Genomic DNA, 15,268 nt, shown 5'->3' with positions numbered 1-15,268 from the left:
CCCCCCCCCCCCCCCCCCCCCCCCCCCCCCCCCCCCCCCCCCCCCCCCCCCCCCCCCCCCCCGCTCCCACAGAGTTTCATTGTCCCGACCACAGATTCCCTCACAAGGCTGCAAATATGCCGCGCGGCTGGCCCAAGCGCTCAAGAAGGCCTAGAATTCCCGCATCGTATATTCCCCAAGGTAGCCCTTTAATGTCCTTCGCTGAGCAACTAACCCGCCTGCAAGTCTTCCTCGACGCCGACGAGCTGCATGACGAGGCGCTGGACTACGTGGCCGCCCACGGCTACCTCACCGCGCTGTCGATCTGCTCCGAAGAAGTTCCCGACCGTGAATGGATCGACGCGCTCTTCGCCGAAGAGCCGCATTACGTCGACGAAGCCCAGCGCGCCGAAATCGAAGCCACGCTGGTCGGCCTCAAGGCGCACATCGCCCGCCAACTGGCGTCCGACGAAGAGTTCGAGCTGCCGTGCGACCTCGACCTGGGCGACGACCCGGACGACTCCGACCTGCGCGGCTGGTGCATCGGTTTCATGGAAGGCGTGTTCCTGCGCGAAGCGGCCTGGTTCGAAACCGCCGAAGAAGAAGTCAGCGAAATGCTGCTGCCGATCATGGTCGGTTCCGGTCTGTTCGACGAACAGCCTGAGTTCGAAGACATCGCCAAAGATGCCAACCTGATGGACGACATGATCGTACAGATCCCGGAAGCCCTGACCGCGCTGTACCTGCTGTGCCAGGCGCCAGACGAAAAACCGGCGATTCTCAAGCCACGTCACCACTAAGGTTTTGCCTATGGACAACCCCATAGGCAACCGCCCCCTGATGTTGCGCTACGTGCTGCTGGCCATCGGCTGGCTGAGCGTAGCGCTGGGGGTGATCGGGATTTTCCTGCCGGTGCTGCCCACCACACCGTTCCTGTTGCTGGCGGCCGCCTGTTTCGCCCGCAGTTCGCCGCGTTTCTATCAGTGGCTGGTGGAACATCCACGGCTTGGGCCGTGGGTCCGCGACTACCTGAGCGGCAATGGCATTCCCCTAAAGGGCAAGGTCTACGCCATCGGTTTGATGTGGGCGAGCATCCTGCTTTCCTGCTACCTGGTGCCCCTGCCTTGGGCGCGCGGGTTCATGCTGACCAGTGCAGTGCTGGTGACGGTTTATATCCTCAAGCAGAAAACCCTGCATAAACCCTGATCCTTCTGCAATGAAGGACTTCTGTGGCGAGGGGCTTCTGTGACGAGGGAGCTTGCTCCCGCTGGGTTGCGAAGCGACCCCAAACCCTGCGACCCAATTTTTCCTGACACATCGCATGAGCTAGTTTTACGACTGCTGCGCAGCCGAGCGGGAGCAAGCTCCCTCGCCACAGTAAGCAAACTGCTGACGTCCTTTCGTCCGACGACCTGCCCTACCCCGCCCAAATCAACGCCTAGACTTCAGACATCTGCACTCGAGCAGCCAGACATGTCCCGCAGTCCGCGTAGCCCAGGATGGTCAACGCTCCGACTTCGGTTCGGCGGATGGCTGCTGCTGATGAGTTTTCTGCTGCTCGGGTTGGGCAGTGTCTGGGCCGACCGGGATTTTGCGCAGATTCTGCAAACGGCTGAAAAACGCTACGGCCCCCTTGGCCCGGCTCGGGGGCGGATCGAGGCCTGGAGTCAATTGCTGCAAAGCGAATTGAACCAGCCTGAGCGCGAACAACTGAACGTGGTTAATCGCTTCTTCAATCAACAACTGAATTTTCAGGATGACATGCACATTTGGCGTCAGACTGATTACTGGGCCACGCCGGTGGAATCCTTGATCAAAGCCGCTGGGGACTGTGAAGACTACGCCCTGGCGAAATATTTCAGCCTGCGTCACCTCGGAATTCCCAGCGAGAAACTGCGCATCACCTACGTCAAGGCCCTGAGCCAGAATCAGGCGCACATGGTGTTGACCTTCTACAGCAGCCCCACAGCCGATCCGCTGGTGCTGGATAACCTGATCGGCGAGATCCGCCCCGCGTCCCAACGCAAAGACCTGCTGCCGGTGTATGCCTTCAACGCCGAAGGCCTGTACTTGCCGGGAGCCCATGGCGGCAAACGCAGCAGCGACTCGAAAAAACTGTCGCGCTGGCAAGACGTGCTGCAAAAGATGCAAATCGAAGGGTTCGCCGTGGGCGAAGGCTAGCCGCTACAGCAAGGAGCGTTTTATGTCACTGCGCAAACAGTTGTTCCTGGCCATTTGCCTGTTCTTGCTGGTGGCTTTCAGCGGCAGCTTTTTTGTCAGCCTGGAGAGCTCCCGTGAGCAGGTGCTTAGCCAGTTACGCTCCCATGCCCAGGACGCCGCCACGGCGCTGGGCCTGTCATTGACGGCACAGATCGACGACCCGGCGATGATCGAATTGATGGTCAGCTCGATTTTCGACAGTGGTTATTTCAGCAGCATCCGGGTCATCGACATCGAAAATGAACAGGTGCTGGTGGAACGCAGCGCACCCGCGCAGATAGAAGGCGTTCCGCAGTGGTTTGTGAGCGTGGTCAATCTGCGCCCGCAAGGCGGTGACGCACTGATCACCCGTGGCTGGCAGCAGGCGGCGCGAGTCGAAGTGTTGAGCAATCCGCAATTCGCCTTGGCCAAACTCTGGGACAGCAGCCTCGGCAGCCTGATCTGGCTACTGATTTGCGGACTGCTCAGCGCCGTGTTCGGTGGCTGGTTGTTGCGCCGGCAACTGCGCCCGCTCGACAACATGGTCAAACAGGCAGAAGCCATCAGCAAACGCGAATTCCGCAGTTTGCCGAAACTGCCGCGCACGCCGGAACTCAAACGCGTGGTGCTGGCCATGAACCAGATGGTCGAAAAGCTCAAAGCGCTGTTCGCCGAGGAGGCCGCGCGCAGTGAAAATCTGCGAGCCGAATCTTATCAGGACGCCCTGACAGGCCTGGCCAACCGGCGCTTGCTGGATGAACAATTGGCCGACCAATTACTGGTTTCCGAGCAAAGCCGCGACGGTCATTTGCTGATGCTGCGGATCAATGACCTGATCGGCCTCAACCAACGCTTGGGCGGCCAGCGCACCGATGCCCTGATCGGTGCCGTCGGCGAATTGCTCAAGCGCCTGACGCAACCGCCGGAGCGTCGAACCTGGCTCGCGGCACGCAATCGCGGCGGCGAGTTCAGCTTGTTGACCCCTGGCCTGGACAACAAGGATGCTGCACGCGTGGCCAGCGAAATCAGCGCCACACTGGAAAACCTGCGTCTTACCGGCGCCAGCGACTGCATGCCGGTGGCGCACCTGGGCGTGGTCGCCTATCACCCCGGCGAACCGGCGAGTGAGGTGCTGCTACGCCTCGATCAGGCGCTGACCCAGGCCCGGCAACATCCCGAGCGCCCCTGGGTATACCAGGCCCACGCCGATACCGCGCCGAACCATTCCCAACACGATTGGCGCAGCTGGATCGACGAGGCACTGACCGAGGGCAAGATGCAGTTGTATTTCCAACCGGTGGTGCAGTGCGCCGACACCAGCCAGGTGCTGCACCACAAAGTCCTCGCTCGCCTGCTCGATCCGCAGGGCGAGGCGATTGTCGCCGGGCATTTCCTGCCGTGGATCGAACGCCTTGGCTGGTCGGCGCGATTCGATCTGGCGATGCTCGAAACAACCCTCGAATACCTGGCCGCCAACCGTTGGCCCCTTGCGCTGAGTCTGTCCGGCAGTACCCTGCGCGATCAGGCGCAGCTGCAACAGATCCTCGACCTGCTCGAATCACTGCCAGAACTCGCGCCGCTGCTGATCCTGGAAATCGACGAACGCCAACTGCCGCCCCCCGAAGAACTGCAACGCCTGAGCCACAGCCTGCTCAACACCGGTTACCGCATCGGGTTGCAGCATTTCGGCGGCAGCTTCAGCCAGATCGGCAACCTGACGCAACTGGGGCTGGCTTACCTGAAAATCGACGGAGCCTATATTCGGGGTATCGATGAACAGACTGACAAGCGCCTGTTCATCGAAGCGATTTTCCGGGCGACCAACAGCATTGATTTGCCGTTGATTGCCGAGATGGTGGAAACGCAGGGCGAATTGGAGGTAATTCGGGAGCTGGGGTTGTTTGGGGTGATGGGAAGACTGATTGGACCGCCGGAGCCGATGTGAGTCAGCCGCGAGCAGGCTCGCACAGGTCAGGGCCGGCGATCCTCAACCCGAACCTGACTCTTGCTCCAATCGGTCAGCAGGCTGTAAGCCACGGCCAGTAATGTCGGGCCGATGAACAAGCCGATAAATCCAAACGCAATCAACCCGCCAAACACCCCGAGCAGCACAATCACCAATGGCAAATTCCCGCCCCGGCTGATCAGGTACGGCTTAAGTACGTTGTCGACCCCGCTGATAATGAATGTCCCCCAACAGCCAAGGAACACCGCCATCCCGTACTCCCCTTTCCAGGCCAACCACGCCGTGGCTGGAATCCACACCAACGGCGGCCCCATCGGAATCAGGCTGAGCAGGAAGGTCACGATCCCCAGCACCAACGCCCCGGGTACACCGGCAATCAGGAAGCCGATCAACGCCAGAATAGCCTGAGCCGCCGCGGTGCCGATCACCCCATTGACCACTCGCTGCACGGTACCCGCCACCAGTTCGATGTAATAGCCGGCACGGTCACCGATCAGCCGCTCCAGCAGCCCATGAACAAACACCGCCAACCGTGGCCCGTCGCGGTAGAAAAAAAACACGAACACAATACTCAGCGTCAGCTCGAGAATTCCGCCGCCAATCTGCGCACTGCGCGCCAGCAACCAGTTACCGACCTGCCCCAGATAAGGCTTGATCGCCAGCATCATCGCCGCGCCTTGCTGATCGATGCTGTTCCAGATACCCACCAACCGCTCGCCGACCAAGGGAATACCGCCCAGCCAAGTCGGCGCCTCAGGCAGTCCATCGACCTGTAAATCCTTGATGAGCGCCGTGGCATCGCGCACATGATCCGCCAGATTGAACCCCAGCCACACCAGCGGCGCCGCCACCAGCACCATCCAGCCGAGAGTCAGTACCAGCGCCGCCAGGGATTCACGGCCATTGAGCCAACGGGTCAACAAACGCATCAGCGGCCAACTGGCAAACGCCAGCACCGCGCCCCAGAACAGCGCCGACCAGAACGGCGCCATCACCCAAAAGCTCGCACCAAACAGCACCAGGAGCAGAATTTGCACCAACAGCCGATCGTTATTGGGCATGTAAAGTCTCGAAAAAGTCAGTCAGCAAAGAGTAGGCGAACGCGCAGAACGCGCTCGCCCAATGAAGCTTATCGCAACAGTTCGAAGTGCAAGCCAGAGCCTTCGACGCTGCCGGTTTCCATCCGTGCCGCCCGTACGCCCTGGCCGATCAGCGCCTGACGCCAGGTTTCGGCATTGGGCCCCGAAACATTAACGCGCAGTGTGGTGTCCAGGTTCAGGCCTCGGGAAATCAGACGCAGCCAGGTTTCGTCCGGGTCGCCGCCGAGTTTGGGGAAATCGAGTTTTCCAGTGCTTTTTAGCTGTCGCAGCAAGGTCGCGGAAGTGGGCACCAAATCGCCCAATGGTGCAGCAGCGTCGAACTGCTCGACGTGCAGATAGGCTTTGCGATTGCCGCGAGTGATGCTGTAAAGCGCCACCAGTGTGTTGTCTTGAGGGGCTGCCAGACGCAGCAGTAGATAAGCCTGCTGATTATCGGCGCCATACAGCTTGGCGTTGCCGAAGACTTCATTGGCCCACAGACTGCTTTCGCCACAATCCCGGGCCTGGCACCAGAATAGCAACTCGGCGCCCTGTTTCTGCAAGGCTTCGCGAGCGGTGGTGAAGGCATCGGTCGAGGAATGCTCCGGTGGCAACTCGTAAGTCACCGAGGTGGTTTGACCCCGGGCGGTGACTTGGCCGTCAAAGCGCAGCTGGCCACTGATCTTGCGGATCGAACCCAGCGGGTAGATCCGCTCAAGCTCGACAGCCGGGCGATAGTCGACGATCTGCGCATCGGCCATACGCGGCACGATCGGCAAGTCCTGACTGCCAGGAATATCAGCGGCAAATAACAGAGGACTGAAACAACACAGCGCCAGAAGACTGAGAGAACGCATGGATAGACTCATCGAATCAGCATGGCCTGGGCGCCCTTGATGACACTGTCGTCATCGATGCGCTCGGGCACCAGTAGACCGCGTTGTACCGCAGGGCGTGCGTCCATGGTCGCCATCCAGCGCTGCAAGGCTGACAAGCCATCCACCGCGACACCGGACCATTCATGGCCACGGACCCACGGATAAGTGGCAATGTCGGCAATGCTGTATTCGCCCGCCAGAAACTCTACGGCTTGCAGGCGCGTGTCGAGCACTTCATACAAGCGCCGGGTTTCGTGTTGATAACGGTCGATGGCGCCCTGGAGTTTTTCCGGGAAGTAACGGAAAAACACGTTGGCCTGGCCCTGCATCGGACCGATTCCGCCCATCTGGAACATCAGCCACTGCAACACCACCGAGCGCCCTTTCGGGTCCTGGGGCAGCAGTTTTCCGGTCATCTCGGCGAGGTAAATCAGGATCGCGCCGGACTCGAACACGGCGAAATCGCCATTGGCGCGGTCGACAATCGCCGGAATCCGCCCATTGGGATTGATCTTGAGGAAGTCCGGGGACTTCTGTTCCTTTTTGTCGAAACTCAAGGCATGCACCGTGTAGGGCAGGCCGAGTTCCTCGAGCACGATAGAGACCTTGTGGCCATTCGGGGTCGCAGCGGTGTACAGATCTATCATGGTTGTCTCCCATTTCAACCCGCCCAGCCTCGACAGTTGCCCGACGCAAGTCAAGGAATGGCGAAGAACCGATTGAAACAGTCTGCGACAAGGTCGGCACCGGGCTCGTCATTCAGATGCAAATGGTGGCCGCCAGGCAACTGTTCCCGGCTAAAGGGTAGACGCTCCAGCAACTCGGGATGTTTGGCGAGCATGCCGTCAGCCGCAACCACCAGGTGTGCAGGACAACTGACGCGCTGGACGAAGGCCATCGCCTGTTCCGTGGTCAGACGCAGCGGCGATGGCAAGGTCAGGCGGTTGTCGGTGCGCCAGGTATAACCACCCGGCACCGGCATCAAGCCGCGCTGGGCCAGCAGTTCGGCGGCTTCGCGACTGACAGCCACCAAGCCTTTCATTCGTGCTTCGATGGCGCGATCGAGGGTGTTGTAGACCGGCTTGCGTTTTTCCCGCAGATCCAGCTGCGCTTGCAGGGCCATGCCCATGCGTTCGGCGGCATTTTCGCCTTTGTCTGTAGGAGGAATGATGCCGTCGATCAAGGCCAGATGCGTGACCCGCTCCGGCAACGACCCGGCCAGCACCAGCGAGACGATCGCCCCCAGGGAATGCCCCAGCAGTGCAAAACGTTTCCACCCCAACTGCTCGGCTACTTGCAGCACATCGTGGGCGTAGTCCCACAGCGCGTAACCGGCGCCGTTCGGTCGATGCCCCGAGTGACCGTGCCCGGCCATGTCCAGCGCGATGATGCGCAAGCCTTTGAGCTTGGGCGCCAGCCGGGCAAAGCTGTTGGCGTTGTCCAGCCAGCCGTGCAAGGCGATCACCGGCAAGCCGTCCTCGGGACCGAACAAGTGCGCCGCCAACTCGATATGCGGCAGGCTCAGGCGAACTTCTTCGACGACGCTGTTCATGCACAATCCTGTTGGCTGCGACCGTCCCAGCGACTGAACAGATTCTTCAGCAGCGTGGCCGTATCTTGTGGGCGTTCCAGGGGAAACATATGGCCGCCGGGCATGGTCAAGGACTCACCCAAGGGCATGCGCCCGACGGAACGGGCGTGATGACGCATCACCACGCGGCTCTTGTGCCCGCGAACCACCGCCAGCGGCACTTTCAACTGCCGTGCACGGCCGGGGCTGGTGTGGGGCACGCCGCGGTAGATGCTGATTTCCGTGGCCGGATCGAAACGCAGGCGCAGCTTGCCGCCGACATTGTGCAAACCATGTTGAAGATAGGCGTCGAAGCATTCCGGATCAAAGCCACGAAACAGGGTTTTACCGGCGAAATACAGGCGGGCCGCGTCCAGATCGGCGAACTCTTCCCGTCGTCCCAATGTGCGGCCGGCCGGGGTGAGGCGATCGATGAAACCGAAGCGCTTGGCGGCGCGGATTACCCATTGATCGGCGCGGGTCAGCACCGGCGAATCGAGCATCACCACGCCGCGATACAGCTCAGGGCAACGCAACGCGGCGTGCAAATGCAGGACGCCGCCAAAGGAATGGCCGACGCCCCAGACCGGTTCCGGTTGCTGCTTGAGGTGATGAATCAGCTCATCCACCAGGTTGTTCCAGTTGTCGTCCGCCGGAAAACGCGGGTCATGGGCGTGCTGCTCCAGATGCGTCACTTGATACTCGGGCGCCAGCGCTGCGAACAACTTGCCGTAGGTCCCCGAAGGAAAGCCATTGGCGTGGGCGAAAAATATCTGTTGCGACATACCTGCAAATCCATGAGCGAGAACGAGGGTTGATTGTCCGTAAGAGCGTGTCCTACAGCAATGACCGTAACTGACAGGAATGATGACAGTCGGGTCAGGGCTATGACCATTCAGCATTCACTGAAAATCTTGTGACGAGCGAGCTTGCTCGCGCTCGGTTGCGCAGCAGCCGCAAAACCGGCGAATGCGATGTGACCAGAGAGCGGTGCATTCCGGGTTGGGGCCGCTTCGCGACCCAGCGGGAGCAAGCTCCCTCGCCACAAAAATTCTCCAGCCATGAGTCTTTGGATCGATCAGGAATCAACGCGCCGGCGGGTTCTCACCCAATGGCACCACCGCCATGGTCAACCGCGAGACGCAACTGGCCTTCCCTTCATCGCTGGTAAGGCGGATATCCCAGACATGCGTCGTGCGACCGATGTGAATCGCCTTGGCCACCGCCGTCACTCGCCCACTGCGCAGGCCGCGCAAATGGTTGGCGTTGATTTCCAGACCCACGCAGTAAAACTTGCTGGCGTCGATGCACAGGTAACTGGCCATCGAGCCAACGGTTTCGGCCAGCACCACGGAGGCGCCGCCGTGCAACAAACCATAGGGCTGGTGCGTGCGATGGTCGATGACCATGCTTGCGGTCAGGGACTCGTCATCGAAAGCTTCGAAGCGAATATCCAGCACTTCGCCGATGGTGTTTTTCTGGATTGCGTTCAACTGCTCGAGATGGGGAATGGTGCGCCACAAACTCATCGTTACGTTCCTTTGTTGGAGTTGTTCGTGGCTCAATCCTGCCACAGCACCGCCTCGCTACGCTCGCTCCATTCTTCGAAGCGCGCACCGTAAGCCGCTTCGATCATGTTGCGCTTGATCTTCAGGGTCGGTGTCAGGAAGCCGTTTTCCACCGCCCAACTGTCCTTGACCACCACCAGCCGACGCAAGCGCTCATGCCTGTCGAGGACGCCGTTGACCTCCTCCAGCAGTTTTTCCAGGCTTGAATGCAAGCCCGCCCGGGCCGATCCCTTCGCGTCCTGCTGACCGACTGCCGACAGCACGCACAACCCCAGTGGTGCGCTCAGCCCATCGCCAACCACGCACACTTGTTCGATCCGCGCATGCACCGCCAGGCGATTTTCAATCGGTGCGGGGGCGACGTATTTGCCTTTGCTGGTTTTGAAGATTTCCTTCAGGCGCCCGGTCAGGCGCAGGTTGCCTTCGGCATCTTCCTCGCCCTTGTCACCGGTGCGCAGGAAACCGTCCTTAGTGATGGCTTCGGCAGTTTTCCCAGGTTCCTTGAAGTAGCCAAGCATGGTCGCGCCGCTGCGCACCAGCACTTCGCCAGACGGTTCGATGCGCACTTCGACTTCCGGGCATGGCTTGCCGATCCAGCCGGGTTTGTTCTGACCCGGCAGGCCGATGTGGGAATAACCGCAGCTTTCGGTCATGCCATACACCTCCAGCACATCCAGCCCCAGTTTTCGGTACCAGAGCAGCAAGGTCTGCGGCACTGGCGCAGCACCGGACAAGGCAATGCGCAAGGCGTCCAGCCCCAGCCCGGCAAGGACTTTGTGCCCTACCCGTTTGCCAATGAAGGGCAAGCCGAGCAGGAAGTCGAGGCGTTTAGCCGGGATATTGCTGTAGACGCCCATCTGGAATTTGGTCCAGATTCGCGGCACGCCGAACAGCGCGGTCGGCCGGGCACGTTTTAGATCAGTGAGAAAGGTATCGAGGCTCTCGGCAAAAAATACCGTTTGCCCGGTATAGATCGACGCCAACTCGACAAACATCCGTTCGGCGACGTGGCACAGCGGCAGGTAGGACAGCAGGCGATCGGACTCATTCAAGCCAAACAACTGCGTGCCGCGAGTGGTGGCAAAGCCCAAGTTGCCAAAACTGTGCATCACGCCTTTGGGTTGGCCCGTGGTGCCGGAGGTGTAAATGATGGTCGCCAGTTGATCGGCGGTGGGTTTGGGGTCGTCCTGAATCGGCGAACTGCGCTGCAGATCGGCCCAGCTGAAATCGAAAGTGCCGGCCGGGCACAGCGGCAGGCTGATGGTTGGCAGGTCGGATCTGACCCCGGCGGACATGCCCGGCCAGTCATCCAGCTTGCCAATGAACACCAGTGCAGCTTCGGAATGATCGAGCACCTGGGCCACGGAATCGGCGGTCAGATTGGGATACAGCGGCACCGAGACATGCCCGGCCATCCAGATCGCCAGGTCGGCGATGATCCAGTGGGCGCAGTTTTTCGAGATCAGCGCAATGTGGCTGCCTTGTGGCAATTCGCGAGCCCGCAGCCAGTGAGCGGCACAGCGCGCCTGATGGCCGACGTCGGCCCAGGTCAACGTTTCGACCTGGCCGCCCCCCGTCGGCTGAACCAGAAAGCGCTGGCGGGGATGACGGGTTTCACGCTCGTAGAAGGCGTCCAATGGCAAACGGAAAGCAGCAGACATGCGACTTGCTCCATTATTTTTTGTCTGGAGCAAGCGTAGTCAACCAAGCAAGTGCTTGGTTGACTATTTCACACAAAAATCAGCAACGACAACGGTCCTGTGGGAGCCGGGCTTGCCCGCGATGCAGGCGCTGTGGTTTATCAGGCAAACCTAAGGGATGCCATCGCGGGCAAGCCACGCTCCCACAAAAACGGTTACGGGTGCTTGATGCCGTTAAGCTTCATCGACCCGATCAGCAGTTCATTGTTCTCAAGCTCAGCCAGACCGGCGGTGCTGACTTTTTCCGGTGGATGGCCGGCGCCATGCTGCAGATAGCTCAGCAAGTTGCCCACCAGCGGATTGTGACTGACCAACAGGACTTCACTCACCGATACGAGCTGCTCCGCCACCTTGTCCGGATCGGTATCCGGGGTCAGCCAGTCGACGGTGCGAATCTCCGGCGCGAAACCGAGCGCCGTGCGCACAATTTCTGCCGTCTCCTGCGCTCGCTGATAAGGACTGGCATAAATGGCAGTGAGCGGCTGGCCGATCAATTCGGCCGCAGCACGCAACACCTCTTCACGGCCGTGGGCGGTCAATGTCCGCTCGGAGTCGGGGCGAGTACCGTGAGGTTCGGCTTCACCATGACGCAATACCCAGAGTTTCATAGCTTCGGTTCCTCATCTCGGGCCGGGTGCGGTGCTGGCGCCACAACGTGCGGGGCTTCACCTTCCGGTGTACGCGGCGTCGGCCAGTCGGCGAACGGCCAGGGCTTCTGGTCGCTGTGAAAGCTGCCGAAACGACCGATCTGCGCCAGAAACTGGCTCAGACTGTCGCCGAAATTCATCAAGCTGGCGCTCGGTGCGCCATAAATCAAACGATAGATCAGCTGTACAAACACCACCGCACCGAGGATCAATTGCGCCACTTGCCAGACCAGCACATAGACAATCATCCACAGCACCCGCAGCAGGATGGATTCGTACTTGGCTTCTACCTTCGGATCATTCATGTTTCGCTCCCTGCCCTGTAGATGGGGGTATTTAGTTGAAACCGCTGGTGGAGATAAAATCGACGTCGGTTTTAGGCTCGGCACGCATCAGTAGACCGATGACCTGCTCCAGCGTGCGCCCTTCGAAGAGGATGGCATGCAATCCGGCGACCAGCGGCATATACACGCCTGCTTCCTGCGCCTTGGCCTTGAGTACCTTCAGGGTGTTCACGCCTTCGGCGACTTCGCCAAGACGCGTCACCGCATCCTCAAGGCTCAAACCCTGGCCGAGGGCAAACCCGACCTGGTAATTCCGGCTTTTGGGCGACGAGCACGTCACGATCAAGTCGCCCACGCCCGCCAGCCCAAGGAACGTCATCGGGTTGGCACCCTGATTCACCGCGAAGCGGGTCATTTCCGCCAATGCCCGGGTGATCAGCATGCTCTTGGTGTTTTCACCCATGCCCAACGCCACCGCCATGCCGGCGATGATCGCGTAAACGTTTTTCAACGCCCCGCCCAACTCCACGCCATAGCGGTCGGCGCTGGCGTACACACGAAAGGTCTTGCCGTGCAGCGCTTCCTGGACCCGTTGGCAAAGCTCTTCGTCTTCGCTGGCGACCACCGTGGCGGTCAGGGCGTGCTCGGCGATTTCACGGGCCAGATTCGGGCCCGACAGCACGCCGATGCGCGCTTGCGGGGCGATTTCTTCAAGGATCTCGCTCATCAGCTTGAACGTATGGGCTTCGATGCCTTTGGTCAGGCTCACCAGCAGTTTGCCGCTCAAACGTTCGGCGTGAGGGACCAGCACCGAGCGCAGCGCGCTGGACGGCAGCGCGACGAAGCACAGATCGCAGGCCTCCAGGGTGGCTTGCAGGTCCGTGACCGCTTCCACTGCCGGAAGAATCTTGATGCCTTTGAGGTAACGCGGGTTCTCACGATTGATCCGAATGGCCTCGGCCTGTTCCGGGTCGCGCATCCACAGCCGGACCTGATGCCCATTCTCGGCCAACAGATTAGCCACGGCGGTACCAAAACTTCCGCCTCCCAGGACCGCAATTGGGCGCTGTTCAGTCATATGCAATCCGTTAATCCATACCAGTGGCGATGCCGGCATTATACGGAGCGGCCCGGTCGCGGCCAGCCCCAGCATCAATTACCGACACTTGTAGGAAGAAGACCAAGAAAACCGAGGAAAATGCCCATAACGTGACTGGAAAAGTCTTTGCGCTCGGTTAACATGCGCGCCAACTAACCGCTATCTAGGCCGTGCCGTGTCTTTTGGCTTTCCCCGTGCTCGCTCGCCGCTGGTATTGGCGCTGATCTTCAGCTCGCCATTGCTGGCCGACGATCTGTTCCTCGACAATGATCCGCTGCCGCAAGTGCTGACCGCAACGCGCCTGAAGCAATCGCCTGCGGCCGTGCCGGGAAGCATGACGGTGATCGACAGTGAACTGATCAATGCCAGCGGCGCGCGGGATATCAGCGAGTTGCTGCGCCTGGTGCCGGGGATGATGGTCGGCAATATCAGCGGCAATCAGGCGGCGGTGAACTATCACGGCACCAATGCCAGTGAAGCGCGGCGCATGCAGGTGTTGATCGACGGCCGCTCGGTGTACCGCGCCGGCCTGGCCACGGTGGACTGGAGTGATATTCCGGTGGCCATGGAAGACATCGAGCGCATCGAGGTTTTCCGTGGCCCGAACACCGTCAGCTACGGCGCCAACGCGCTGATGGCGGTGGTCAATATCATCACCCGCAAACCGGCCGACAGCCACGGCACGCGGCTGAAAGTCACCCGTGGCCAGCGCGGTATCAATGATTTCTACGCCAGCCAGGGCATGGGTTGGGACAGCGGCGACTTGCGTCTGTCGTTGTCCGGGCAACAAGATGACGGCTTCGACTCGGATCGTACCGGCGCCGATTACCGCGACAGCCGTCGCTTGAACCGCTTCAGCCTCGCCGTCAGCCAGACGCTCAATGACAACCAGAGCATCGACTGGCAACTGAATGCCAAGGACGGGACCAACCAGCGGCCCTATACCTACCGTCCGGTGTTCTCTGGGATTACCGCCGCCGGGAACAATTCCGACGTCATCGCCAAGGATTATGCCGGCTCGCTGCGTTGGAACCTGGACATCAATCCCGATCACAGCCTTTATATTCAAGGCTCGGCGCAACACTGGGATCGCCAGCAAACCTGGCGTGCCTGCGATGCCGAGGTCTCGTTCAGCCCGGAACTGACCCAACTTTGGCAGCTCAATCCCAATTACACCGAACGTCTGGCGCGCAACATCGCACGTTTCGCCGGCCTCGGCGCCCCCCCCGGCACAGCGGCGGAACAAGCCCTGGCCAATCAGGTTCTGACGCAATGGCGAAACGGCGCCAGCAAAACGCTGTGCGGCGACATTGACCAGAGCGCCCGGGAATCACGCTATGACCTCGAACTGCAAGACACGCTCAGCCTGTCCGACAGTCTGCGGCTGGTCAGTGGCATGAACTATCGTTACGACCGGGCAAATTCCGAGACCTACTTCAATGGCACGCTCGACGACACCACCTGGCGGGCGTTCGGCCAACTCGAGTGGCGCGCCACCGAACACTGGTTGTTGCAGGGCGGGGCGATGTACGAAGACACGCAATTGACCGGCAACTCGCTGACCCCGCGGGTAGCGGTCAATTACCTGATCAACCCGCGCCACGGCTTGCGCGCGGTGTATTCGGAAGCCATCCGCTCGCCGGACATGTTCGAGAACAACGTGAACTGGAGTTATCAGGTGACCAACCTGAAGCCCAGTGCCTACGGCCAGTCCAGCGCCCGCTATTTCGTCAAGACCCGTGGCCCGGGTGACCTCGAACAGGAACGCATGCGCTCCCGGGAATTGGGCTACAACGGCTACTTCGCAGAATGGGGGCTGGCGGTCGATGTGAAGCTGTTCTACGACGAAATCAGCGGCATGATCAGCGAACCACTGCGCAACAACCAGTACATCGCCAGCAACTCGAACAGCTCGCGCTTCACCGGGACTGAAACCCAACTGGATTGGCGCGTCAGCAGCACCGATCGTTTGCGCCTGACCTATGCCTATGTCGATGCGCAAGCCAGCAACCCGCTGGATGCACAACAGACTGCGCGCAACAGCGGCTCCGCCGGTTGGCTACGCAGCTGGGGCCAAGGCTGGAACAGCGCGCTCTTCTACTATGGTGCCGATGCCCTCAATGGGTATCGCTTCGAACGGGTCGACACCCGCATCGCCAAACGCATCGGTTTGGGCAAAGCCAATCTGGAGCTGGCCGGGGTCCTCCAGCAACGCCTCGACAATCAGCCCACCACCTTCGTCGACAACAACTACGACGATCGCCGAGTGCTCTACTTCAGCGCGGAGCTGGAGTTCTAA

At 60.5% G+C, this 15,268-nt stretch carries 15 protein-coding genes; 5 read left to right on the top strand and 10 right to left on the bottom strand.

Features of this window, described 5'->3' with window-relative positions:
• The first annotated feature begins 191 nt into the window (after nt 1–191).
• From AC1RQB_RS24975 to lapD, 4 genes are all read left to right on the top strand, one after another.
• Nucleotides 192–779: a UPF0149 family protein gene (locus AC1RQB_RS24975; protein WP_063342875.1), complete on the top strand. Its 588-nt coding sequence runs from the start codon at nt 192–194 to the stop codon at nt 777–779.
• A 10-nt stretch (nt 780–789) separates the two neighbouring features.
• Nucleotides 790–1,185 carry a YbaN family protein gene (locus AC1RQB_RS24970; RefSeq protein ID WP_008074929.1) on the top strand — a complete coding sequence of 132 codons (396 nt, stop codon included), beginning with the start codon at nt 790–792 and terminating at the stop codon, nt 1,183–1,185.
• A 267-nt stretch (nt 1,186–1,452) separates the two neighbouring features.
• Entirely contained in the window at nt 1,453–2,160 is a 708-nt protein-coding gene (gene lapG, locus AC1RQB_RS24965; protein WP_063342874.1) for a cysteine protease LapG, read from the top strand.
• Nucleotides 2,161–2,182: 22 nt separating this feature from the next.
• Nucleotides 2,183–4,123 carry a cyclic di-GMP receptor LapD gene (gene lapD / locus AC1RQB_RS24960; RefSeq protein WP_063342873.1) on the top strand — a complete coding sequence of 647 codons (1,941 nt, stop codon included), beginning with the start codon at nt 2,183–2,185 and terminating at the stop codon, nt 4,121–4,123.
• A 26-nt stretch (nt 4,124–4,149) separates the two neighbouring features.
• Here the strand turns inward: lapD and AC1RQB_RS24955 are convergent, their stop codons facing one another.
• The 10 genes from AC1RQB_RS24955 to AC1RQB_RS24910 form a co-directional block, all read right to left on the bottom strand.
• Entirely contained in the window at nt 4,150–5,205 is a 1,056-nt protein-coding gene (locus AC1RQB_RS24955; protein WP_063342872.1) for an AI-2E family transporter, read from the bottom strand.
• 68 nt (nt 5,206–5,273) lie between these two features.
• Nucleotides 5,274–6,080 (bottom strand): DUF4892 domain-containing protein, encoded by an 807-nt coding sequence (locus tag AC1RQB_RS24950; RefSeq protein ID WP_008074935.1) that lies wholly within the window; start codon nt 6,078–6,080, stop codon nt 5,274–5,276.
• Nucleotides 6,081–6,088: 8 nt separating this feature from the next.
• Nucleotides 6,089–6,748, bottom strand: coding sequence for a glutathione S-transferase family protein (locus AC1RQB_RS24945; RefSeq protein WP_008074937.1), 660 nt, complete (start codon nt 6,746–6,748; stop codon nt 6,089–6,091).
• A gap of 50 nt (nt 6,749–6,798) precedes the next feature.
• A complete protein-coding gene (locus tag AC1RQB_RS24940; RefSeq protein WP_008010968.1) occupies nt 6,799–7,653 on the bottom strand; it encodes an alpha/beta hydrolase in 855 nt (284 codons plus the stop codon).
• A complete protein-coding gene (locus AC1RQB_RS24935) occupies nt 7,650–8,456 on the bottom strand; it encodes an alpha/beta fold hydrolase (protein WP_008074938.1) in 807 nt (268 codons plus the stop codon). The genes AC1RQB_RS24940 and AC1RQB_RS24935 overlap by 4 nt, the downstream gene beginning before the upstream one ends.
• 300 nt (nt 8,457–8,756) lie before the next feature.
• Nucleotides 8,757–9,200, bottom strand: coding sequence for a hotdog fold thioesterase (locus AC1RQB_RS24930; RefSeq protein ID WP_063342871.1), 444 nt, complete (start codon nt 9,198–9,200; stop codon nt 8,757–8,759).
• Between the two features lie 32 nt (nt 9,201–9,232).
• The gene (locus AC1RQB_RS24925; RefSeq protein ID WP_063342870.1) at nt 9,233–10,900 is read right to left on the bottom strand and encodes an AMP-binding protein; all 1,668 of its coding nucleotides are present in this window, start codon (nt 10,898–10,900) and stop codon (nt 9,233–9,235) included.
• Nucleotides 10,901–11,094: 194 nt separating this feature from the next.
• On the bottom strand, nt 11,095–11,547 hold the full coding sequence (gene sixA / locus AC1RQB_RS24920; RefSeq protein ID WP_008074944.1) for a phosphohistidine phosphatase SixA: 453 nt from the start codon (nt 11,545–11,547) through the stop codon (nt 11,095–11,097).
• Nucleotides 11,544–11,891: a DUF4389 domain-containing protein gene (locus AC1RQB_RS24915; RefSeq protein WP_008011673.1), complete on the bottom strand. Its 348-nt coding sequence runs from the start codon at nt 11,889–11,891 to the stop codon at nt 11,544–11,546. Before AC1RQB_RS24915 ends, sixA begins: the two co-directional genes overlap by 4 nt.
• 31 nt (nt 11,892–11,922) lie before the next feature.
• Complete coding sequence (locus AC1RQB_RS24910; RefSeq protein ID WP_063342869.1) at nt 11,923–12,948, bottom strand: NAD(P)H-dependent glycerol-3-phosphate dehydrogenase; 1,026 nt, start codon at nt 12,946–12,948, stop codon at nt 11,923–11,925.
• Between the two features lie 196 nt (nt 12,949–13,144).
• Between AC1RQB_RS24910 and AC1RQB_RS24905 the strand changes: the two genes are divergently transcribed.
• Complete coding sequence (locus AC1RQB_RS24905) at nt 13,145–15,268, top strand: TonB-dependent receptor plug domain-containing protein (RefSeq protein WP_063342868.1); 2,124 nt, start codon at nt 13,145–13,147, stop codon at nt 15,266–15,268.

This window comes from Pseudomonas sp. GW822-FHT02E03 (genome assembly GCF_058802325.1).
The sequence above is the reverse complement of the archived record's forward strand: the minus strand, read 5'-3'. Positions and strand labels throughout refer to the sequence as shown.